Raw genomic sequence first — 21218 nt, 5'->3', positions numbered from 1 at the left:
TGTATGAATAATACGGTTCTAAAGAATGTAATAAGTATTGCCTATGTACTCATTTATATCGGGGCGAACCCTAACATCTTTGCGGGGAATGCCATTGTTCTGCTATTTTTCTTTTTTTATGGGCTTACTATTGCGATTGAAAGCAAACAAAGGTTCGATGCTATCATATTAATTCCTATTTTGGTATTTGCTTTGATAAATTTTATATCAGTACTGAAATGGGGAGGTTTGTCCACGGAGTTCTTAAGTAATTATGTAGGATATAATATCCGATTCCTAACAGCTTATTTCTTTTTAAAATATGTCATCGCCAATTTCTTTTCTTTTTATGATAAGACCGTATACATTCTTGCTTTAATAAGCGTTCCGTTTTGGTTGGTACAGTTATTTGATTTTTCCTTTTTTCATGATTATCTGGACTTTATAAATTTAACAGTAGATGATGATTCAAGGGAACGTTGGAGTTTCCTTATTTATACAGCATATCCCTCGTGGGTGACAGATGGTTTATTGAGGAACAGTGGATTTACTTCCGAACCCTCATTCTTCGGCTTTATACTATCTTTTTGGATATGCTTACGCCTAACGAGGAATAATATAAAAATAGATAGGAAAATGTGGATAGTAATGATTATCGGACTGTCAACACTTTCAACAACCTATTTGATTAGTCTGATTATGATATTTGCATTTGTCGCATTCAATCAGAAAAAGGTGTCTTATAAGATTTTAAGTATATTAGGAGTAGGCATTTTCTTGTTTTCCTTCTATGCATCATCATTTGGAATGAAGAAAATAAATCTAATTGTGGATGATGTAAAAACAAAAGAGATTTCCGATTATGATTTTCTCGTTGAAGGGCAAAATGTTAGCCGAATACCTAATTTTTTAGTTACTAAAAGTAATGTTTACAAATGGCCTTGGGGATATGGTCTGAATGATAACGGTTTATTGAAAACAAGTAGTGGAGTTGTAATAAAGGGATCAGGTTCGTTACTAAATAATTGTATTCATTGGGGAGTCTCTTTTTTAATCTTTTTTCCTATACTTATTGGGCGATTTTGGAGAACTTTAAAATATGACTTGTCTTTATTTAGTCGTATGTTATTACTCATGATGACCTGTGCTTGGTCATTTTCGAGTATAGAGTTTAAAGACCCACTGTTTTTTGTGATTATATGTATCGGATTAATGCAATACGTGCCGGTATCGGTTCCTGTATGTAAAAACGGAAGAGTAGGATTGGTTCATTTACGATATACAGATAGCATCCTGAATAGGTTTCGCGAAAAACAACTGCTAAAGTCTATTTCAAACAGAAAACGGGATAGCAGATGAAACATTATAACAGTATAGACCTTTTGAAGTTCCTCATGAGTTTCTTTGTCATAGCGATACACACTGCGTATGACCAAGTTCTCTTAATGCGGCTTATCTGTCCGTGGGTAGTACCGATGTTCTTTGTCATTTCGGGTTTTCTATTGCAGCGCAGAATAAGCATGCAGCGCCCCGTAGAAGTGTGCGGTAAACGTGTGGAAAACTTATTGGGGGGGGTAATAAATAGTTACATAATAAAGTTGGTAAAGCTCTACATTCTATGGACACTGCTTTACTTGCCACTGACTTTTTACGGTTCGTGTGTAGTTGAGAGCAACAGTTTGCTCAGGGCATTCGCGTTGTTTTGCCGGAATGTGATATTTACAGGTGAAAACCATATGAGCTGGCCTCTGTGGTACTTATTGGCTTTAATTTGGGCATCGTTTCTTGTGAAGATAATGTTAAAATGGAAAATGAAAGTCGAGTGGATTCTGATAAGCGGACTTTGTCTTACCTTGATAGGTTGGGGAATAAAATACGTTTTGGAAACGGAACATGCAGATGATTGTTTGGAGAAAATTGTTTATGTTTACAAAAAGACATTCGTTGGTACGAGAAACGGTTTGTTCGTGGGTTTTGGCTTTGTCTCTGTCGGGATGTTTTTGGGTAAATGGCAGGATTATTTTTTGAGGCATACTGTGTGGAGTTGTTGGGTGGCAGCATTATCCGTTGCTGCATTTTTGTATGATTTACCATTTTCCACTCATTTACTTTGCTTCTGTATTCTGCTGTTTGTAATCCGGATAAGGTTGGCAGACAGAAAGCTGTTTCTATGGTTCAGACGGATGAGTACGTTGATTTATTTCTCTCACATGTTTTTTGTTGCCACTTTAGTATATCTGTTTCCGGAAGTATATGCCGGTCTGCCGCAATTTGCATTGGCATCTGTGTCGACATTCTTTTTCAGCTGTATTGTCATATGGCTTATGGAAGTTCCCGGATTCAGTTTTCTGAAAAAACTTGTTGGATAATTAATGTGCCTGTTTCAAAATTACAAATATCAATGATATGAGAGTTTTATTCACTCTCATGATGCTTTGGTGGGATTGGGATACGATAATGACGAAATGGTAGGAACAAACTGGAGAGGGGTAGTCTACCGGTTCGGGATAATAGGAACTGTCATTATGTTGCTACTGATTTTTTCAATTGCCCGAAAAGGTAGCATGAAGTATGGATTCTTATTGGCCGCAATAGCGCTGTTGATTGTTGCCCACAGGGCTTACCTTATGTTTTCTCCCGCCATATACATGATGTTGCTGACAGCAGTGTATGTAAATCGTACCAAAGAATCGTTCATTATAAAAATTGAGGGATTGGACAAATGAATGTCTTATTAGTAGCCAAATTATCAAACCAGACTTTGACAGAGAATATTCTTTCTCCTTTATTGAAATCATCGTATGTAGACCATGTCTATGTCTTGCGTGACTTTCCCGGTGATATGATTGACGGTAAAGTTACTTACCTGTCTCCCGAAAAGGTATCGGAAAGCAGAATCCGTCATATCAGGAAGGTGGTGGCAGGAGTCCGCTACTGCTCAAAATATAAGATAGATGTAATAATAGGTGTACTGAATACTCCGCATGGCTATATCGGAAAAGCTATCGGTGCCATGACGAATATTCCTTATATTCATATCACCATTGCAGGGCATCGTGAGTTTTGGCTGGGTGGGAAAATCAGGGAAAGGGTAAACTTGGCAGTATTCAGGAAAGCCCGGATAATTACGGTTACAGGACAACAAACGCTTGCCTACCTGGTGTCCAAGGGCTTCGATGCGGACAGGATTGTTGTGCTGCCCAACTTGCCCAATCAGGCATTTATGGATAGTAATATGCAGGAAGAGGGCGAGCGGAAGTATGACATCGTGTCTTTTTCGCGGATAGATAAAAATAAAAACATCGGGTTGCTGTTGAGAGCCGTATCCCGAATAAAGAATGAATGCAGCGTGAAACTGATTGTTGCCGGTGACGGTGAGGAACTTGACAACCTGAAAAGAATGGCAAAAGAACTGGCCATCGGGGAGTATATAGACTTTGTCGGCTATATCTCCGATTTGGAAGACAAATTGCGGATATACCGGAACAGCAGGATTTTTGTTTCCTGCTCCAAGGGAGAGGGCTTTCCAGTGTCGTTGCTTGAAGCGATGTCTTGCGGATGTGTACCTGTCGTGTCGAACGTAGGTGATATTGTAGATGTGATAAGGCATGGCACAAACGGATTTGTATTCAATGATGTGGACAGTGAAATGGAACTTGCCGGCTGTTTGATGCGTCTGCTTTCTGACAAGGAACTTGTGGATAAAACGAGTAGAGAGGCACGGAAAATCGTGGAAAGCATATCGGTAGAGAGTAATGCAGGAATATGGGACAATGTATTTGCACGTATAACAGCAAGACAATGAAAATAACACTGGTTGGCGATATTTTTCCGGCAGATGAATTTTTGAGTGTAGGATTTGGTATCAGATCGCAATTTGAAGCTACAAAAGGAGAAAGGTGGAAGGATAATATTCAAGGTATCACGCAAGATTCGGATATTGTAATAGGCAATCTTGAAAGCCCTCTTCTGGAACCTTCGCTTGCTGCCGGAAAACCGGATTTCTACGGCAGTCCGGAGTTTGCACGTTTTCTGAGAGAATGCGGTATCGGAGTGCTCAATGTGGCAAACAATCATATACTGGAGCATGGGAAAGGCGGATATGAGAGAACATTGCAAATATTGGAAGAGTCCGGCATTGCAGTTGCGGGGAACGATAATCGTGTATTATATATTCATCGGGATAATTGCCTGATAGGCATTGCGGGCTTTTGCAATGTAGATTTGGACAAGTTTGACAACGACGGCTGTTTTTCTGTGCTGGATGAGGTGAATGCAATGGCGGCTTTAAATGAGATGGCGGACAGGAAAGCGGATTTGAAAATCCTTACTCTGCATTGGGGAAATGAATACATTCACCGTCCCTCGATGATGCAGAGGAATATGGCTTACAGATTGATTGATGCCGGAGCGGATATTATAGTAGGACACCACTCTCATGTCATTCAGCCTTATGAAAAATATAAAGCGGGGCATATTTTCTACTCATTGGGTAATTTTTGCTTTGACAAGCCTTTCCAGTCACAACAGTTCTCCAAAGGAATGGGAGTTGACCTGTATTTCGATACGGATAGCAAAGAGATAGAAAAGATAGAATTTTTCGGCATAAAACTTTCTTTCAGGCATCTGATGCATAGAATGCCGGCAGACAGTTTCAAACCTTATTTTGCCGGAATACAAAACAAGTATGAACGCTCGAAATGCGACACGACCTATGATACCGGCTATTCCGAAGAACTTTCGAAAAGGCGTATGATAGAGCGTATCTTGATGAAACTATCGCTGATACAGACTTTCTTCTTTGTTTCTTTCAAAGAAAAAAGGATGCTTATTAATAATCTGATAAACTATTATTTTAAAATATGATATCTAATCATTGTGTTCAGGAACGGGTTATCCTGCCTTTGGGTGATATATTGACCGGGCAGTCGGTAAGCAAATATCTGCGTTTTCTGCAAAAGAGCCGGTATTGGAGTAGGGAGGAAATCGACAGGTTTCAGAACGAACGGCTACGGCTGCTGATTACTCATGCTTACGGGCATGTTCCTTTTTATAGGGAAGAAATGGATAAGTTGCAGTTGACACCTGCGGATATTCGGACAAAAGAAGATTTACGCCTGTTGCCGATTGTAACAAAAGCCATGATAAAAAAAGAAGGTATTGAACGGTTTAAGGCAGCCGGTATTCCTGAAAAAAGTATTGTCCAAGGTGCGTCATCGGGTTCGACCGGTGAGCCGTTTCGTTATCTGACCACGAAAGAAGATTACTCGGTGAATATTGCAGCCAATCTACGCGGCTGGTATGATATGGGGTGGCGACTGGGTGACAGGTATGTCAAGCTGAGTCAGAATCCGAGAAATAATCCCGTGAAACGGTTGCAGGATTATATGACTAACAATCTTTATCTGGCTACCAACCCGTTGACGGATGAGAATTTTGCCAATGTGTTGCGGCGGATAGAAAGTTATAAACCCCGGGTAATCCGTTGTTATCCCGACCCGCTTCTTTTACTGGCACGTTATAAACGTGTGCATCCGAAATTTGCCTGGTCGCCTGTGGCGATAACAACCACCGGCAATACCTTGTTTCCGGAAACGAGAAAAGAAATAGAAGAGGCCTGGGGATGTAAAGTGTTCGACTCATATAGCTGTGAGGGCAATTCGTGCGTTTTTGAATGTCCTACGCATACCTGCTATCATTCAACAGAGGAGTATGGAATATCGGAAGTAGTGGACGAACAGGGAAATCCTGTTAAAAAAGGGGTTGGGAGACTTGTATCAACGAGTTTGTGGAACATGGCACAGCCTTTTATCCGTTATGATACACAGGACTTTGTTGAAGTGGACGATACGCCTTGCGAATGCGGCAGGGAGCATCTAAAGATAGTACGGATTTTAGGTCGGGATAATGATGTACTGGTAATGCCGTCGGGCAGACGGTTCATTGTACACAATTTTACCGTCTTCTTCCAGACGGATATTCCCGAACTGAAAAGGTCTATCGACCAATTTCAAGTAGTAAAGCAAAAGAGTGGTCGCGTAGTGTTCCGGTTAGTGGTGAACGAAAACTATGATACGGAAGTAGGGAACTATATTATTCGTTTCTGGCAACAGGAATTCGGTGTATCGGTTACTATTGAGCTTTTAGCAGAACTTCCTGTTCTGCACAATAACAAACGCCATTTCATTATCAGCGAGTAATAAGGATATTATGAATATACGATACAAATTGTGCCTTTTACTTTATTATGGTTTTGCCAGACATTTGCCAAAATCGACTGTACCGGTCATTGGTACTGCTGCAAAAAGAATGCGTGGAGCAATATGCCGCCATATATTGGGGTGTTGCGGTAGTGGCAATAATATTGAGCAAGGCGCGTATATCGGGAATGGAAAAGACGTCCGGATAGGAAATAATGTAGGGCTTGGCAGGAATTTCAAGGTGCTTATGCGAATGCTTACTATTGGTGATAATGTGATGATGGGAGAAGATGTTCTCTTTTTAGGAGAAGGCCATCGGCATAGCCGTACAGATGTTCCCATGAATAAACAAGGTTCGGAAGGTAAAACTCCTTTATACATAGAAAGTGATGTGTAGATTGGTGCACGGGTTACGGTGTTGCCCGGTTGCAGACATATAGGACGTGGCGCGATTATCGGTGCTTGTGCCGTGGTAACCAAGGATGTACCGGATTTTGCTGTTGTAGCCGGTAATCCGGCTAAAGTGATGAAATACAGGCAATGAAAAGTACGTTTTTATAGATGTACAGTATATTAAATGGATACGGCTCAATGTGAGCCGAAAAGAGGGTCTTGAAAGGAGTTTTGAGCCAAATACCGTGATTTTCCGCAATATTTAACATACATAGAACAGATGATATTTGTAAGTGAAAGAATAGATGTAACAGCTTGGGAAGAGCTGATTGCACAGTCTTCGACAGCCAATTTTTTCCAGACAAAGGAATGTTATGATTTTTATTCGGGTTTGTCTTTTTTGGAAGCTTTTGTATTTGGGGTTACCGAGAACGGATGTTTGAAAGGAATAGTGGTTGGCTATATACAAAAGGATGGAGGAAAACTAAAACAATATTTCTCACGAAGAGCAATTGTGACAGGTGGAGCTTTGCTGGCAGATGATATCAGTGACAAAGCTTTGTCCGCACTTTTGACCTATTGCAGGAATAAATTGAATAAGAAAGCAATTTATATAGAGTTCCGTAATTTTAAAGATTACAGTTTGTATAGAGATGTGTTTCGTGAGAATGATTTTGAGTATATACCTCATTTGAATTTTCATATAGATTGCAGCAGCGAAGAAGTTATACAAAAGAATTTGCACAGTAGTAAAAAACGCGACATAAAAGCCGGTTTTAGAAAGGGCGCAATATTAGTGGATTCTCCGTCTTTGGATGAAGTTCGTGAATATTATCGGATTTTAGTCGATTTATATAGAAATAAAGTAAAGACTCCTCTATTTCCATTCGATTTTTTTGAGAGATTATACCAATCGGATTGGGGAAGGATTTTATTGATAAAATATCAAAATCAAATAATAGGTGGAGTGACATGTTCTATCTTAAAAAATAAGACTTTATATCATTGGTTTGTAGCTGGTTTGGATGAACGTTTTAAGTCAATACGCCCTTCCACATTGGCTACATGGGCTGCTATAGACCGGACTTTAAAGGAGCGGATTCCTATATCCGACATGATGGGGGCAGGAAAAGCCGATGAGAATTATGGAGTACGGGACTTTAAAGCGGCATTCGGCGGAAAGCTGGTAGAGTACGGACGTTTTTTATGCATCTTGAATCCGGTATTATATCATATCGGGAAAATAGGAGTAAAAATTTTAAAAAGAATAAAACAATGAACATTTCGTTTTTTGGATTAGGTTATGTAGGATGTGTAGGCATGGGATGTTTGGCACAGAACGGCCATAAAGTTATCGGGATAGACATTTCTTCCGAAAAGATTAAAAAAATAAACGAGGGGATGCCTACAATTGTAGAGGCAGGTATAGACGAAATAATCAGGGAACAGCATCTGCAAGGAAGAATCAGAGCTACACACGACTACATGGAGGCTGTGAGAGAAAGTGATATTTCTTTTGTGTGCGTAGGTACTCCTTCTACGAATAACGGACATTTGAACTTAAATTATATTTATCAGACCGCCGAAGAGATAGGAGAGGCATTGAAGGAGAAAAACGGTTTTCATATTATCGTCATCAGATCGACCGTATTTCCCGGTACGAATAAAGCAGTGGGTAAGATAATAGAGGATATGTCCGGAAAGACACGGAATGTGCACTTTGCCGTTGTATCTAATCCGGAGTTCCTGAGAGAGGGAACGGCTGTAAATGATTATATGAATCCGCCACTGACGGTAATAGGTACGGACTGTGAAAAGGCACGGGATATTATGACGGAACTGTATGCACCGATGGGTGCACCCATTGAGACGGTTTCTATAGAAGTGGCGGAAATGATTAAGTATGTAAACAATTCCTATCATGCTCTCAAAGTGACTTTTGCCAATGAAATAGGAAGGGTGTGCAAGGCATACGGCATTGATTCGCACGAAGTGATGCGTATTTTCTGCATGGACAAACAGCTTAATATTTCCCCTTATTATTTTAAACCGGGATTTGCGTATGGCGGCAGCTGCCTGCCTAAAGACCTGAAAGCCCTGAAAACAATGGCGCATGACCTGTATGTGGAAACGCCGGTTCTGAATGCCATAGAAAGCAGCAACCAGCACCACATGGAAAACGCCATTGAGTGGATTCAGGCAGTAGGACATAAGAAAATCGGTGTATTGGGATTGAGCTTCAAGGCAGGAACGGATGATATGAGAAACAGCCCTATTATACATGTGATAGAAGCATTGTATGGTAAGGGGTATGAAATAAGGATATATGACAGAAGCGTTTCTTTGGCTCGGCTGATAGGAAAGAATAAAAGCGTGATTGAAGAGAAGTTGCCGCATTTGAACTGTATGTTGCAGGATGATATGGACTCTTTGCTGGATTGGGCGGAAACGATTATCATTAGCAACAATGACGAGATTTTCAAATCGGTAAGGGTCAGAGATGGGCAGGCGGTAATTGATTTGGTCAGGATAAAGGAGCTGGAGAAAGAAAATGGTTACAGGGGAATCTGCTGGTAGGAGCAGGAAGAGTGTATGGTTTGATATTTGCCATACTCCGCAATATAATTTCTATAAGAATTTCATCATCCGTCTGGCAGAAGAAGGGCATGTTGTGTATCTCACCGTATTGGACAGAGGGAAAATGCCTTTGATTGTTCGGAAAGAACTGGCTGCGTATCCTGCAATAAAGATTTATGTGATAGGCAGGCACAGACTTGCAAAATGGTCGGCTATCGTAGATGCCAATTTGATACGGATTGTCAAACTGTTTTTATGGTCATTGGATAAGCGGATAGATATAGCTTATTCCAATGCTTTCTTAAGCAGTGTCATAGGTAGAGTGAGAGGCTTTCATTCCTACACTTTTGATGATGACCCGCAGACTTTTGATTTCAGGCCCAAAATATGGTTTTCGAAAATATCTCATTACTGCCTTTACGAACTGCCGCCCGGTTATGTCTTGTCTTCTCAGGTAAAAGTGTTGCCGGCCCTTAAGGAATGGGCATATCTGGCACCGAATGTGTTTACGCCCGACAGAATATTCCTGGATAAATATAAATTGCATCCCAAAGAGTATTTCTTTGTGAGGGAGGTGTCGGTAGGTACGGTTAACTATACGGGACAACATGCGGGTGCCGTTATGGGTATTGCTTCGAAAATACCTCATGGTAGGAAAGTGTTGCTTTCTTTGGAAGATAAATCCATGAAAGAGAGGTATCCAGAAGATTGGATTCTGCTGGAAGAGCCGGTCGAGGGCATCCATTCTCTTATTTATTATAGTTGTGCTTTGATATCTTCGGGAGACAGCATGGCGCGTGAGGCTGCTTTATTGGGAGTGCCGTCGTATTATTTAGGAATCAGATATGATATGCCGGCAAATCGTGCTGCATCAAGGCTGGGAATTTTGCATAACCGGAAAAGCATGGATTTTGAGGAATGGATAGGCCGCTTTAAAGCAAAACAGGATTATGCCGGAGAGCAGGAGAGAGCCAGGGATACCATCAATCATTTATTTATAGATGTAAATGAGTACATGTATTCGTTTGTGGATGAACTTGATAACAGAAAAAGCAATAATGGATTTCACTCTTAAAACTTACCGGTCTCTTTTATCCGCACTGGAGCAGTCCGGTTATGCCTTCCGGACATTCGAGGAGTTTCTGTCTGTTCCTGTCGGCGGCAAAGTCGTAGTATTGAGGCATGACATCGACAAAAGACCGGAGAACGCCCTACGGATGGCACAAATGGAACATGCTTCGGGTATCAAAGCTTCTTATTATATAAGGGTTGTAAAAGGAACTTGGAATGAGGAGATAATAGAACGGATAGTGACTCTGGGACATGAAGTGTCTTATCATTACGAAGACCTGACAATTGCCAAAGGCAACCACGAAAAGGCTTTTGAATATTTCAAGAAGCATCTTGCCGAAATACGCCGTTTTTATCCGGCCAAGACTGTTTGCATGCACGGAAGTCCGCTCAGCAGGTGGGATAACCGGAAACTGTGGGAGAAATATAATTATAGAGAAGCGGGGATTATCGGAGAACCGTATTTTGATGTGGATTATACGAAAGTACTCTATATCACAGATACGGGGCGGGCATGGAATAAGACAGGTGCGAGTGTAAGGGATAAAGTAGAAGGCGGCTTGGAACTGAAAGTCAAAAATACCCGCCGACTGATTACTTTAATCGGTAATGACAAGCTTCCTGAAAAGCTGATTATCAATACCCATCCGCAACGTTGGTTTGATTTTGGTTGGGGATGGATGAATGAGTTTATTTGTCAGCATATAAAGAACGCAGTAAAAAAAGCACTTGTAGCTTTTATGCACTAATCTAAAAAACAATCGATAAAATAATATGATAAAGAACATGAAGAAGTATGGATACATAGCCTTTGTACTATGTGTCCTGGCGGGTTGTGCATCGCAAAAACAGATTTCGTACCTGCAAGATGTGCCGGATGACTATCGGCAAAAGATAACCCAGGATTATGACCTCAGGATTCATCCGGATGATTTGCTTTCCATTATGGTGAACAGTAAAGACCCCGAACTGGCACAGATGTTCAATCTGCCGATGGTAAGTTATCAGATAGCTAACAGCAATACCGGATATGCAGGAGGACAGAACCGGGTATTGGGGTATCTGGTGGACAAAGAGGGAAATATCGACTTTCCGCAGTTGGGAGTTATCAAAGTACAGGGAATGACACGTGCAGAACTGACAAAATACATCAAAAAACAGTTGATAGAAAAAGGACTGGTGAAAGATCCCATCGTAACCATCCAGTTCCTGAACTTCAAAGTATCGGTATTGGGGGAAGTGAACCGGCCGGGAACATTCGAGATAACCAGCGACCGCATCACCTTGCTGGACGCATTGAGCCTTGCTGGCGACCTGACCATTTACGGGCAGCGCGAGAATATAAAGGTTATCCGGGAAAAAAATGGAGAGCGGGTAGTGGTTTCGCTGGATTTGCGGAACAAAGATTTATTGTCGTCTCCTTATTATTATCTGCAACAGAATGACGTAGTGTACGTAGAACCTAATAAGGTAAAGGCAGGACAGCGGGAGATAAACCAGAACAGAACCATAGGTACGTTTGCTTCCATACTATCGGTAATGGTATCCTTGGCGGTGCTTATATTCAAATAAAAAACAGTAAAGAAAAAGTTTATGGGAAAAGACAGGTTTGAAGATTTGGACTTCATAGATTTTAATGACAGCCGTCGGCAGGAGGGCACGGTGATTGCCGATATGCTGTCGGCAGTGTATCGCAACCGGAAATGGTTTATCCTCTCCGTAGCGGTGTGTGTCCTGATTGGTTTTCTGTATCTGAAAAGTTCTCCGAAGATATTTTTGCGTACCGCCACGGTATTGGTGAAGGATGAGCAAAAAGGCGGGGGTGTCAATGGTGCGGCTGCTTTTCAGGATTTGTTTTCGTTAGGCGGTAGCACGGTAGATAACGAAGTGGGTATCTTTAAAAGTAAGCGGCTGATGCGGACGGTAGTCGAAACACTGCATCTGGATATAAGTTACAAGGAGTGGGACGGGCTGAGAAAGAAGGAACTCTATACGTCCACGCCGTTTGCCGTTACTTTCCTTGATGCAACTCCTTCACAACAGATAAGCCTTACTGTTACGATGTCGGACAATGGAAAGGTGACGCTGGCGGATATGACCCTGCAAAATGAAGAGGAAGAAGAGGAATTTGACGAAATCCTGACCGTGCAGCCGGGAGATACGGTGAATACTCCGGTGGGAAAAATGGTGGTGGCATCGACACTGTTTACGGACGAAAACAGCATAGGCAAGACGGTCTACGTGACGAAGGGAAATATGAAAGAAGTAGCGGAGTCATATAACAAGGCTTTGAATGTAGGGGTGGCAAACAAGCAGTCGTCACTGATAGCCCTGAGCATCGAGGACGAGAATGTGCAGCGGGCGGAAGATTTACTGAATACACTGATTGAGGTTTATAAGAACGATGCCATCGAGGATAAAAACAGGATTGTGATAAATACCGCCAGATTTATCGGCGAGCGGTTGGAGATAATCGAAGCCGACCTGGCTGCCGTGGATGCGGAAATTGAGAATTATAAGAAAAAGAACAGACTGACGGATATTGCTTCGGAAAGTGCCTTGTATCTGCAAAGTTCGAGCATGCTTGATACGGAAGGGTTAAGCGTGGAAAATCAGCTTAATATGGCGCAATATATGAAGGAATACTTGCAGGATAACTCGAAGACGACAGAGCCTGTCCCTGCAAGTATCGGGATAGATGATATGGGAGTGCAGAACCTGATTATGGAGTACAACACGGTGCTGACGCGTAGGAACAAGCTGATAGCCAATAGTAGTGCCAATAATCCGCTCGTGCGTGACCTGAACGGTACGCTGATGTCCATGCGCCTGTCTATCGCAAAAGCTGTGGATAACCTGATAGCAAGTCTGGAGATACAGGTGGCGAATATGAAGAACAAGGAGCGGGAGAACAGCAATAAGATAGCATTCGTGCCTACTCAGTTGAAGTATGTGGTAAGCATAGAACGGCAACAGAAGATAAAGGAAGAACTGTATCTGTTTCTGTTGAATAAAAAAGAGGAAAATGAGCTCCAGCTTTCCATTACGGAGAGCAATTGCCGCATCATAGATCCGGCAGAAGGTGTGGACTTGCCGGTAGCACCCAAGAAGGTGCAGGTAGCGCTGATTGCTTTGCTGGCGGGGATTATGCTGCCTGCCTTGTGGATTTATATCCGCTCGCTGCTCAATACCAGCGTGCATACGAAGAAAGAACTGAAAGCGGGTGTGAACATTCCTTTCTTGGGAGAAGTGCCGCTTGAAAAGAATAAGCATGAGAAAGATATCGTGGTACAGGAAGGCAGCAGGGAAAGCATTTGTGAGGCTTTCAAGATAGTGCGCGATAATCTGGACTTTATGGATACGGAAAAGAAAACGGTAGGAAAGGTAGTGCTGGTGACTTCGGCAAATCCTAACTCCGGAAAAACCTTTATTACGCTTAATCTGGGCATGAGCATGGCGCTGGCGAATGTAAAGGTAGTGATTCTCGACCTTGACCTGCGGAAGGGTTCTTTGAGCAAAAGCGTAGGGATAGGTATGAAAAAGACCGGCGTATCGAACTACCTGAGCGGCAAGGTGGATGATGTGAAAGAACTGGTGCAGGTGTGTGGAGATGATAACCGGCTGCATATCATTACATCGGGAGCGCTGCCCCCCAATCCTGCGGAATTGCTGAAGAGCGGCAGACTCGACCGGCTGCTGGAGGAGCTGAAAAAGAACTATGATTATATCTTATTGGATAACCCGCCTTATGGTGTTGTGGTGGATACACAGTTGTGCGGACGGTTGGCGGATCAGACGGTTTATGTAGTCCGCTCGGGCTTGTTCGACAAGCGGATGTTACCGGAGTTGCAGGAACTGTATGATTCGGGAAAGATGAAGAATATGAGTATTCTGCTGAACGGAATAGATTATGTAAAGACAGGTTATGGGTATGGCTACGGATATGGTTACGGCAATTACGGGAACGATGAAAACCGGAAGAACAAGAAGCCGCTGTACAAAAGGATATTTGGAATTTAAACGCTATGGGTATGTTTTTCTTTCGACATAAAACAAAGTTGGCGGATACCGGTTTTTTCAGAGGTTTTGTGGATAGTCACAGCCATATCCTTCCGGGTGTGGACGACGGCATAAGGACGATAGAAGAATCTCTGGCGGTGTTGGCGTACTTCGACTCGCTCGGAGTGAAGAAGGTGAGGCTGACGCCTCATGTGATGAATGGCGTGGAACACTGGGAGGATGTGTTGCAGGCTTTCGATACGTTGCGCAAGCGTTATACCGGAGAAACCGTGCTTGAACTGGGGGCTGAATATATGTTGGACTCCGGTTTCGGGGAGAGACTGGAGAAGGGATTGCAGCCTTTGTGTGGGGATTGTGTATTGGTAGAGACGTCTTATTTTTCTCCACCAAACAATCTGGACGAGCTGTTGTACGATGTATCGCTTGCCGGATATACGCCGGTGATTGCGCATCCCGAACGTTATCTTTATATGAGGTACGGTGATTATTGCGAATTGAAGGACAAGGGCTATCTGTTGCAGCTGAACTTGCTTTCGCTCTCCGGTTATTATGGAAAACAGGTGATGAAAAATGCTGAAACATTGCTGGAAAAAGGTATGTACGACATGGTAGGGACGGATTTGCATAATCTGGAGACTTTCGGAAAATGGATAGGAAATGTGAGGCTGACGGATAAGCTGGCAAGGGAAATAATGTCTCTTCGCTGACTGTCAAAGTCCGCAATGAGTTAGGAAGCTCCGGAGACCTGTGCTTTTGCAGGTTTCCGGAGCTTCTGTCGTTTTTGGGGTATTTAGAGTTTTCTATTAAAATTGTGAGAGTTGTTTTGATATATTTCCGTATCTTTGCCCCATTATTGAATATTGAACCAACGAATTTTAGGAACCGGACATGATAAAGAAAGTCGTAAAAGTCCTTTGGATTTTCATCGCGCTGATAACATTGACATGCGTTGTTATTTTCTTCTCGATAGCAAAAGGTTGGATTGGCTATATGCCTCCTGTGGAAGATTTGGAAAATCCCAATTATAAATTTGCAACGGAAATCTTCTCGGAAGACGGGAAAGTTCTGGGAACTTATTCTTATAGCAAGGAGAACCGCGTGTTTGTGGGATACAATGATTTGTCGCCCCATATTATCAATGCGCTGATTGCAACGGAAGACGTACGCTTTGCCGAACATTCGGGGATTGATGCCATCGCGCTGTTCCGTGCCGTGGTGAAGCGTGGTATTCTGATGCAGAAGAATGCGGGCGGCGGCAGTACAATCAGCCAGCAGCTTTCCAAGCAACTTTATTCGCCAAGCGCCGACAACATAGTGGAACGTCTGTTCCAGAAGCCCATCGAGTGGGTTATAGCCGTGAAGCTGGAACGCTATTATACCAAAGAGGAAATTCTTACGATGTATCTCAATAAGTTCGACTTCCTGAATAATGCGGTGGGTATAAAGACTGCCGCCTATACCTATTTCGGTTGCGAACCGAAGGATTTGAAGATTGAGGAAGCCGCCACACTGGTGGGTATGTGCAAGAATCCTTCCCTATATAATCCGGTACGTTATAACGAACGTTCGCGCGGACGCCGTAATGTGGTGCTCGACCAGATGCGCAAGGCCGGATATATCACCGTTGAGGAACGGGATTCGTTGCAGGCATTGCCATTGAAGTTGTCCTATCATCGCGTAGACCATAACGAAGGTCTTGCAACGTATTTCCGTGAATACCTGCGTGGTGTGCTGAATGCTAAGAAGCCCGATAAATCGGACTATCGCGGCTGGCAGATGCAGAAGTATTACGAGGATTCGCTCGACTGGGAAACAAACCCTCTGTTCGGCTGGTGCGAAAAGAATACGAAGAAGGACGGAAGCAAATATAATCTTTATACGGACGGGTTGAAAATCTATACTACAATAGACTCCCGCATGCAGAAATATGCAGAGGATGCCGTGACCGAGCATCTGAAAGAATTGCAGGGGTACTTCTTCAAAGAGAAGAAAGGTGCGAAGAAAGCGCCTTATACTTTCCGCCTGACGCAAGAACAGGTAGACGAAATTCTGGACCGTGCCATGAGACTGTCCGACCGCTACCGCATCATGAAGAGAGCCGGAGCTTCCGAAGCGGAAATCAGGAAAGCGTTTGATACGCCCGAACAAATGTCCGTATTCAGTTGGAGCGGTGAGAAAGATACCGTAATGACTCCGATGGATTCCATACGTTATTATAAGTTCTTCCTGCGTGCCGGCTTCATGTCGATGGATCCGCGTAACGGTCATGTAAAAGCGTATGTAGGCGGCCCGAACCATCACTACTTTAAATATGACATGGCAATGGTGGGACGTCGCCAAATCGGTTCTACCATGAAACCGTATGTGTATTCGCTGGCTATGGAGAACGGTTTTTCTCCTTGCGACCAGGCTCGCCATGTGGAATATACATTGATAGACGAAAACGGAAAACCCTGGACACCGCGCAATGCCAACAAAAAACGTTACGGCGACATGGTGACGGTGAAGTGGGGATTGGCCAATTCGGACAACTGGATTACAGCATACCTGATGAGCAAACTGAACCCGTATGAGTTGAAGCGATTGGTGCACAGCTTCGGTGTGCGCAACCGTGAGATTGTGCCTTCGGTGTCCCTCTGTCTCGGTCCTTGCGAAGTCTCCGTAGGAGAGATGGTAAGCGCCTATACCGCATTCCCGAACAAGGGTATTCGTGTTGCGCCGCTGTTTGTAACCCGTATTGAGGACAACGACGGTAATGTGCTGGCTACATTCTCGCCGGAAATGCAGGAAGTAATCAGCGCATCCAGTGCCTATAAGATGCTGGTAATGCTGCGTGCAGTTGTCAATGAAGGTACGGGCGGACGTGTCCGCCGTCTGGGTGTAAAAGCCGATATGGGTGGCAAGACCGGTACGACCAACTATAATGCCGACGGCTGGTTCATGGGCTTTACGCCTTCGCTGGTGTCCGGCTGCTGGGTGGGCGGTGAAGACCGTGATATTCACTTCGATACGATGTTGCACGGACAAGGCGCTTCCATGGCATTGCCTATCTGGGCTAAGTATATGGTAAAAGTGCTTGGCGACAAGTCTTTGGGGTATGATGAAAACGAAACGTTCCAGCTGTCTGAAGGTTTTGACCCCTGCAAGGACAGCGGATATGAGGATGCGGATGCGGAACCGGCATCGGAAATGGGACTGGACGATTTGTTTAATTAAGAATTGGGAAATGGTGTACACAATCTGCATCGGCAGTAACGTGAACAGGAAAGAGAATCTGGCGTTGGCACGCAAGAGGCTGTCCGAACTTTTTCCGAATATCCGTTTTTCTGCAGAAGCGGACACAGAGCCGTTGTTTTTCCGGCGGCAGGCGTTGTTTGCCAATCAGGTGGCGCGCTTTACGTCCGATTCTGATGCGGGTGAAGTCATATTCCATTTGAAGGATATAGAACGGGAAGCCGGAAGGACTCCCGAAGAAAAGAAACAGGAGATTGTACGTCTTGACATAGACTTGCTGTCTTGTGACAGCAGGGTGTATAAACCCGAAGATTTAAAGCGGGACTATATCATCCGCGGACTGAAAGAATTGAATGATGGAAAGTCTGAGGCGACAAATGCCATTGAAACGTTTCTTTATAATAATGTGGTAATTTAAGTTTTAAAGATATGAAATTCCTGGGAATAATTCCTGCCCGTTACGCATCTACGCGTTTCCCTGCCAAACCTTTGGCTTTGTTGGGCGGAAAGACCGTTATTCAACGGGTATATGAACAAGTGGCCGGTGTTTTGGATGATGCTTATGTAGCTACCGACGACGAGCGCATTGAAGCTGCCGTAAAAGCATTCGGCGGAAAAGTTGTAATGACGTCCGTGCATCATAAAAGCGGTACAGACCGTTGCTATGAGGCTTGTACTAAAGTAGGGGAAGGCTTTGATGTGGTGGTAAACATTCAGGGCGATGAACCTTTTATACAGCCGTCTCAACTGGAGACCGTAAAGGCCTGTTTTGACGATCCGTCCACACAGATTGCCACTTTAGTAAAACCCTTTACTGCCGATAACGGTTTTGAGGCACTGGAGAACGTAAACTCTCCCAAAGTGGTGCTCAACAAGAACATGAATGCTCTTTATTTCAGCCGTTCTATCATTCCGTACCAACGTAATGCGGAGAAGCGGGAGTGGCTGAAAAACCATACATATTACAAGCATATCGGATTATATGCCTATCGGGTGGAAGTGTTGAAAGAGATAACCTCGCTTCCGCAGTCTTCTCTTGAACTGGCGGAGTCGCTGGAGCAGTTGCGCTGGTTGGAAAACGGTTATACCATTAAAGCCGGTATTACCGAAGTGGAGACAATCGGTATTGATACACCGCAGGATTTGGAACATGCGGAACGTTTCCTGCAAGCACGAAACGCTCAATGAATATCGGTTCGGGGATGCTTTTGGACAGGACCATTCAGCCTAAGGTGAGGGACATTGAGCACTTGGCCGTACAGATGCCCCAACGGTGCACTATGCCCAATGGTGTGTCTTTGAATGTGCTTGATTCTGGCGATAATGAAGTTGTGCGCATAGACCTGCTGATGGAAGGCGGGCGCTGGCAACAGTCGCAACCGTTACAGGCTTTGTTTACGAACCGTATGCTGCGCGAAGGGACGCTTCGGTACAGTGCGGGGGAAATAGCGGAGAAGTTGGACTATTACGGTGCCTGGCTGGAGTTGTCCAGCGCATCGGAATATGCGTATATTACTCTTTATTCGCTGAACAAATATTTGCCGCAGACGTTGGAAATACTGGAATCCATCGTAAAAGAGCCTGTGTTTCCGGAGAAGGAGCTGGGTATTATAATAGAAAATAATATCCAGCAGTTCATGGTCAACTCGTCCAAAGTGGATTTTCTGGCGCATCGGGCGCTGATGAAAGCTGTATATGGTGAGGTGCATCCTTGCGGACGGCTGGTGCAGAAAGAGGATTATGGCAGGATAAATCCTGCTGTACTCAGAGAGTTTTACGACCGGCATTATCATTCCCGGAACTGTACGATTTACGTTTCCGGAAAGGTGAGCGATGATTGTGTACGGCGGATAGAAGATATGTTTGGTAAGGAAGTGTTCGGCAAAGACTTCCGCAAACCGGAAAGGCGGGAGTTTATTCCGGTTTCTTCCATGGATAAACGAATTTTTGTAGAACATGCGGATGCCATGCAGAGTGCGGTTCGCATGGGGATGCTTTCTTTGGAACGCCATCATCCCGATTATTTGAAGACCAGAGTGATGGTAACGCTGTTTGGCGGATATTTCGGAAGCCGTCTGATGTCCAATATCCGTGAAGAAAAGGGATATACCTATGGCATTTCTGCAGGCATCGTTTCTTGTCCGGGACCGGAAATGCTGGTTATCAATACGGAAACGGCAAACGAGTTTGTGGAGCCTCTTATCCGGGAGGTTTACCATGAAATAGATTGCCTGCAGAATGATCTGGTGCCGGAAGAAGAATTGGCAATGGTAAAGAATTATATGCTGGGCGAAATGTGCCGCAGTTATGAATCGGCATTCTCACTGGCAGATGCGTGGATGTTCGTTCAGGTTTCGGGTTTTGGCGATGCACACTTTGAAGATGCTCTGAACGCAGTCAGAGATATTACTCCTGAAGATATACGCGAACTTGCCGGAAAGCATTTGTGCAAAGAGAAATTAAAAGAAGTCATATCCGGCAAAAAAATGTCATAAAAAGCGGGAACCGCCTCGTGGTTTTGGCAGATTAATTGTATCTTTGTCAAAATCCTAATTAAGTAACTTGTAATCCAAGATGAAATATCTATATACTGCAATTTTTCTGTTATACTTGTCACAGGGCAGTGTCGCAGCCCAGGAAAAAGGCGGCTTCTTCGATAAAATAAAGGGAACTTTCTCATCGGAAATAAAAATAGGGACGCATACGTTTAAGGACGGTTCCGTATATACCGGTGAAATGAAAGGACGCAAACCCAACGGAAAGGGAAAGACGGTTTTTAAAAACGGCGATGTCTATGAAGGCGAGTACGTTAAGGGAAAGCGTGAAGGGTATGGCATTTACACTTTTCCCGACGGTGAAAAGTATGACGGTCAGTGGTTTCAAGACCAACAGCACGGCAGAGGTATCTATTATTTTATGAATAATAACCGTTATGACGGTATGTGGTATCAGGATTACCAGCATGGCAAAGGTACTATGTACTACTATAACGGAGACCTTTATGAAGGCGATTGGATAAATGACAAGCGTGAAGGTCAGGGTACTTACGTTTGGAAGAACGGTTCCAAATACATCGGTTCGTGGAAAGACGATAAGAAAAACGGTGAAGGCACGTTAGTCTGGAATGACGGTTGCAAATACGACGGTCAATGGAAGAATGATGTGCGCGATGGTAAAGGCACGTTTGAATATGCCAATGGCGATAAGTATGTAGGTGATTGGAAAGAGGATATGCAGCATGGCAAGGGCATTTACTTCTTTCATACGGGCGACCGTTACGAAGGTTCTTATGTGCAGGGTGAACGTACCGGTGAAGGTATTTACTATCATGCCAGCGGCAATAAATATGTAGGAAACTTCAAGAACGGTATGCAGGACGGACACGGTACGTTTACATGGGCGAACGGTGCTGTATATGACGGACAATGGAAAGACAACCAGCGCAATGGCTATGGCGTTTACAAATGGAACGTCGGCGACTCCTACGAAGGCGAATGGAAAGATAATAAATTCAACGGTCAGGGAACTCTGATTCTTACCGACGGTACAAAATACAAAGGCGGTTTTGTAAATGGTCTGGAAGAGGGGAGCGGCGTGCAGGAAGATAAGAACGGAAACCGCTATGAAGGTTTCTTCAAACAAGGCAAGAAAGACGGTCCGTTTGTGGAAACGGATAAAAATGGAAAGCTGGTACGGAAAGGAACCTATAAAATGGGAAGGTTGAGTAATTGAAATCAGGGAATG

The 21218-nt window shown here is 43.7% G+C and carries 18 protein-coding genes; all 18 read left to right on the top strand.

The genetic code is table 11. From position 1 onward, the window contains the following. Positions 1 to 3: 3 nt before the first annotated feature. The 18 genes from H8S52_RS04985 to H8S52_RS04900 all read left to right on the top strand — a co-directional run bounded on the left by H8S52_RS04985 (position 4) and on the right by H8S52_RS04900 (position 21206). Entirely contained in the window at positions 4 to 1338 is a 1335-nt protein-coding gene (locus H8S52_RS04985) for a hypothetical protein (protein WP_186909404.1), read from the top strand. Beyond that, positions 1335 to 2348: an acyltransferase family protein gene (locus H8S52_RS04980; RefSeq protein ID WP_186909403.1), complete on the top strand. Its 1014-nt coding sequence runs from the start codon at positions 1335 to 1337 to the stop codon at positions 2346 to 2348. Before H8S52_RS04985 ends, H8S52_RS04980 begins: the two co-directional genes overlap by 4 nt. 353 nt (positions 2349 to 2701) lie before the next feature. Beyond that, positions 2702 to 3784 (top strand): glycosyltransferase family 4 protein, encoded by a 1083-nt coding sequence (locus H8S52_RS04975; protein WP_117906243.1) that lies wholly within the window; start codon positions 2702 to 2704, stop codon positions 3782 to 3784. Beyond that, positions 3781 to 4845, top strand: a complete 1065-nt coding sequence (locus H8S52_RS04970; RefSeq protein WP_181989538.1) for a CapA family protein — start codon at positions 3781 to 3783, stop codon at positions 4843 to 4845. Before H8S52_RS04975 ends, H8S52_RS04970 begins: the two co-directional genes overlap by 4 nt. After that, on the top strand, positions 4842 to 6179 hold the full coding sequence (locus H8S52_RS04965; RefSeq protein WP_118939550.1) for a phenylacetate--CoA ligase family protein: 1338 nt from the start codon (positions 4842 to 4844) through the stop codon (positions 6177 to 6179). Before H8S52_RS04970 ends, H8S52_RS04965 begins: the two co-directional genes overlap by 4 nt. A gap of 10 nt (positions 6180 to 6189) precedes the next feature. Further along, on the top strand, positions 6190 to 6576 hold the full coding sequence (locus H8S52_RS04960; RefSeq protein ID WP_222620290.1) for a hypothetical protein: 387 nt from the start codon (positions 6190 to 6192) through the stop codon (positions 6574 to 6576). A gap of 276 nt (positions 6577 to 6852) precedes the next feature. Then, a complete protein-coding gene (locus H8S52_RS04955; RefSeq protein WP_118939549.1) occupies positions 6853 to 7851 on the top strand; it encodes a GNAT family N-acetyltransferase in 999 nt (332 codons plus the stop codon). Further along, positions 7848 to 9149, top strand: coding sequence for a UDP-glucose/GDP-mannose dehydrogenase family protein (locus tag H8S52_RS04950; protein ID WP_005654001.1), 1302 nt, complete (start codon positions 7848 to 7850; stop codon positions 9147 to 9149). Before H8S52_RS04955 ends, H8S52_RS04950 begins: the two co-directional genes overlap by 4 nt. Then, complete coding sequence (locus H8S52_RS04945; RefSeq protein ID WP_186909402.1) at positions 9124 to 10224, top strand: hypothetical protein; 1101 nt, start codon at positions 9124 to 9126, stop codon at positions 10222 to 10224. The genes H8S52_RS04950 and H8S52_RS04945 overlap by 26 nt, the downstream gene beginning before the upstream one ends. Next, complete coding sequence (locus H8S52_RS04940; protein WP_117954625.1) at positions 10208 to 10969, top strand: hypothetical protein; 762 nt, start codon at positions 10208 to 10210, stop codon at positions 10967 to 10969. The genes H8S52_RS04945 and H8S52_RS04940 overlap by 17 nt, the downstream gene beginning before the upstream one ends. Positions 10970 to 10994: 25 nt before the next feature. Then, the gene (locus H8S52_RS04935) at positions 10995 to 11792 is read left to right on the top strand and encodes a polysaccharide biosynthesis/export family protein (RefSeq protein WP_117954623.1); all 798 of its coding nucleotides are present in this window, start codon (positions 10995 to 10997) and stop codon (positions 11790 to 11792) included. Positions 11793 to 11813: 21 nt separating this feature from the next. After that, positions 11814 to 14240, top strand: coding sequence for a tyrosine-protein kinase (locus H8S52_RS04930; protein ID WP_186909401.1), 2427 nt, complete (start codon positions 11814 to 11816; stop codon positions 14238 to 14240). Between the two features lie 11 nt (positions 14241 to 14251). Further along, positions 14252 to 14947 carry a tyrosine-protein phosphatase gene (locus tag H8S52_RS04925; protein WP_118939624.1) on the top strand — a complete coding sequence of 232 codons (696 nt, stop codon included), beginning with the start codon at positions 14252 to 14254 and terminating at the stop codon, positions 14945 to 14947. Positions 14948 to 15128: 181 nt separating this feature from the next. Continuing rightward, positions 15129 to 17456 (top strand): transglycosylase domain-containing protein, encoded by a 2328-nt coding sequence (locus tag H8S52_RS04920; RefSeq protein WP_118939546.1) that lies wholly within the window; start codon positions 15129 to 15131, stop codon positions 17454 to 17456. A 10-nt stretch (positions 17457 to 17466) separates the two neighbouring features. Beyond that, the gene (locus H8S52_RS04915) at positions 17467 to 17892 is read left to right on the top strand and encodes a 2-amino-4-hydroxy-6-hydroxymethyldihydropteridine diphosphokinase (protein ID WP_118939545.1); all 426 of its coding nucleotides are present in this window, start codon (positions 17467 to 17469) and stop codon (positions 17890 to 17892) included. 11 nt (positions 17893 to 17903) lie between these two features. Then, on the top strand, positions 17904 to 18662 hold the full coding sequence (gene kdsB / locus H8S52_RS04910) for a 3-deoxy-manno-octulosonate cytidylyltransferase (protein WP_016662689.1): 759 nt from the start codon (positions 17904 to 17906) through the stop codon (positions 18660 to 18662). Continuing rightward, positions 18659 to 19969 (top strand): pitrilysin family protein, encoded by a 1311-nt coding sequence (locus H8S52_RS04905; protein WP_186909400.1) that lies wholly within the window; start codon positions 18659 to 18661, stop codon positions 19967 to 19969. Before kdsB ends, H8S52_RS04905 begins: the two co-directional genes overlap by 4 nt. A gap of 79 nt (positions 19970 to 20048) precedes the next feature. Further along, positions 20049 to 21206: a phosphatidylinositol-4-phosphate 5-kinase gene (locus tag H8S52_RS04900; RefSeq protein WP_005654018.1), complete on the top strand. Its 1158-nt coding sequence runs from the start codon at positions 20049 to 20051 to the stop codon at positions 21204 to 21206. Positions 21207 to 21218: the final 12 nt, after the last annotated feature.

This window comes from Bacteroides sp. NSJ-48 (assembly GCF_014287405.1).
Taxonomy (GTDB): domain Bacteria; phylum Bacteroidota; class Bacteroidia; order Bacteroidales; family Bacteroidaceae; genus Bacteroides; species Bacteroides stercoris.
The sequence above is the reverse complement of the archived record's forward strand: the minus strand, read 5'-3'. Positions and strand labels throughout refer to the sequence as shown.

Coding starts and splice junctions, on each gene's coding strand:
- H8S52_RS04965 (WP_118939550.1), top strand. CDS start 4,842: ATGATATCTAATCATTGTGTTCAGGAACGGGTTATCCTGCCTTTGGGT.
- H8S52_RS04915 (WP_118939545.1), top strand. CDS start 17,467: ATGGTGTACACAATCTGCATCGGCAGTAACGTGAACAGGAAAGAGAAT.
- H8S52_RS04955 (WP_118939549.1), top strand. CDS start 6,853: ATGATATTTGTAAGTGAAAGAATAGATGTAACAGCTTGGGAAGAGCTG.
- H8S52_RS04905 (WP_186909400.1), top strand. CDS start 18,659: ATGAATATCGGTTCGGGGATGCTTTTGGACAGGACCATTCAGCCTAAG.
- H8S52_RS04935 (WP_117954623.1), top strand. CDS start 10,995: ATGATAAAGAACATGAAGAAGTATGGATACATAGCCTTTGTACTATGT.
- H8S52_RS04985 (WP_186909404.1), top strand. CDS start 4: ATGAATAATACGGTTCTAAAGAATGTAATAAGTATTGCCTATGTACTC.
- H8S52_RS04960 (WP_222620290.1), top strand. CDS start 6,190: ATGAATATACGATACAAATTGTGCCTTTTACTTTATTATGGTTTTGCC.
- H8S52_RS04900 (WP_005654018.1), top strand. CDS start 20,049: ATGAAATATCTATATACTGCAATTTTTCTGTTATACTTGTCACAGGGC.
- H8S52_RS04975 (WP_117906243.1), top strand. CDS start 2,702: ATGAATGTCTTATTAGTAGCCAAATTATCAAACCAGACTTTGACAGAG.
- H8S52_RS04970 (WP_181989538.1), top strand. CDS start 3,781: ATGAAAATAACACTGGTTGGCGATATTTTTCCGGCAGATGAATTTTTG.
- H8S52_RS04920 (WP_118939546.1), top strand. CDS start 15,129: ATGATAAAGAAAGTCGTAAAAGTCCTTTGGATTTTCATCGCGCTGATA.
- H8S52_RS04950 (WP_005654001.1), top strand. CDS start 7,848: ATGAACATTTCGTTTTTTGGATTAGGTTATGTAGGATGTGTAGGCATG.
- kdsB (WP_016662689.1), top strand. CDS start 17,904: ATGAAATTCCTGGGAATAATTCCTGCCCGTTACGCATCTACGCGTTTC.
- H8S52_RS04925 (WP_118939624.1), top strand. CDS start 14,252: ATGTTTTTCTTTCGACATAAAACAAAGTTGGCGGATACCGGTTTTTTC.
- H8S52_RS04980 (WP_186909403.1), top strand. CDS start 1,335: ATGAAACATTATAACAGTATAGACCTTTTGAAGTTCCTCATGAGTTTC.
- H8S52_RS04930 (WP_186909401.1), top strand. CDS start 11,814: ATGGGAAAAGACAGGTTTGAAGATTTGGACTTCATAGATTTTAATGAC.
- H8S52_RS04945 (WP_186909402.1), top strand. CDS start 9,124: ATGGTTACAGGGGAATCTGCTGGTAGGAGCAGGAAGAGTGTATGGTTT.
- H8S52_RS04940 (WP_117954625.1), top strand. CDS start 10,208: ATGGATTTCACTCTTAAAACTTACCGGTCTCTTTTATCCGCACTGGAG.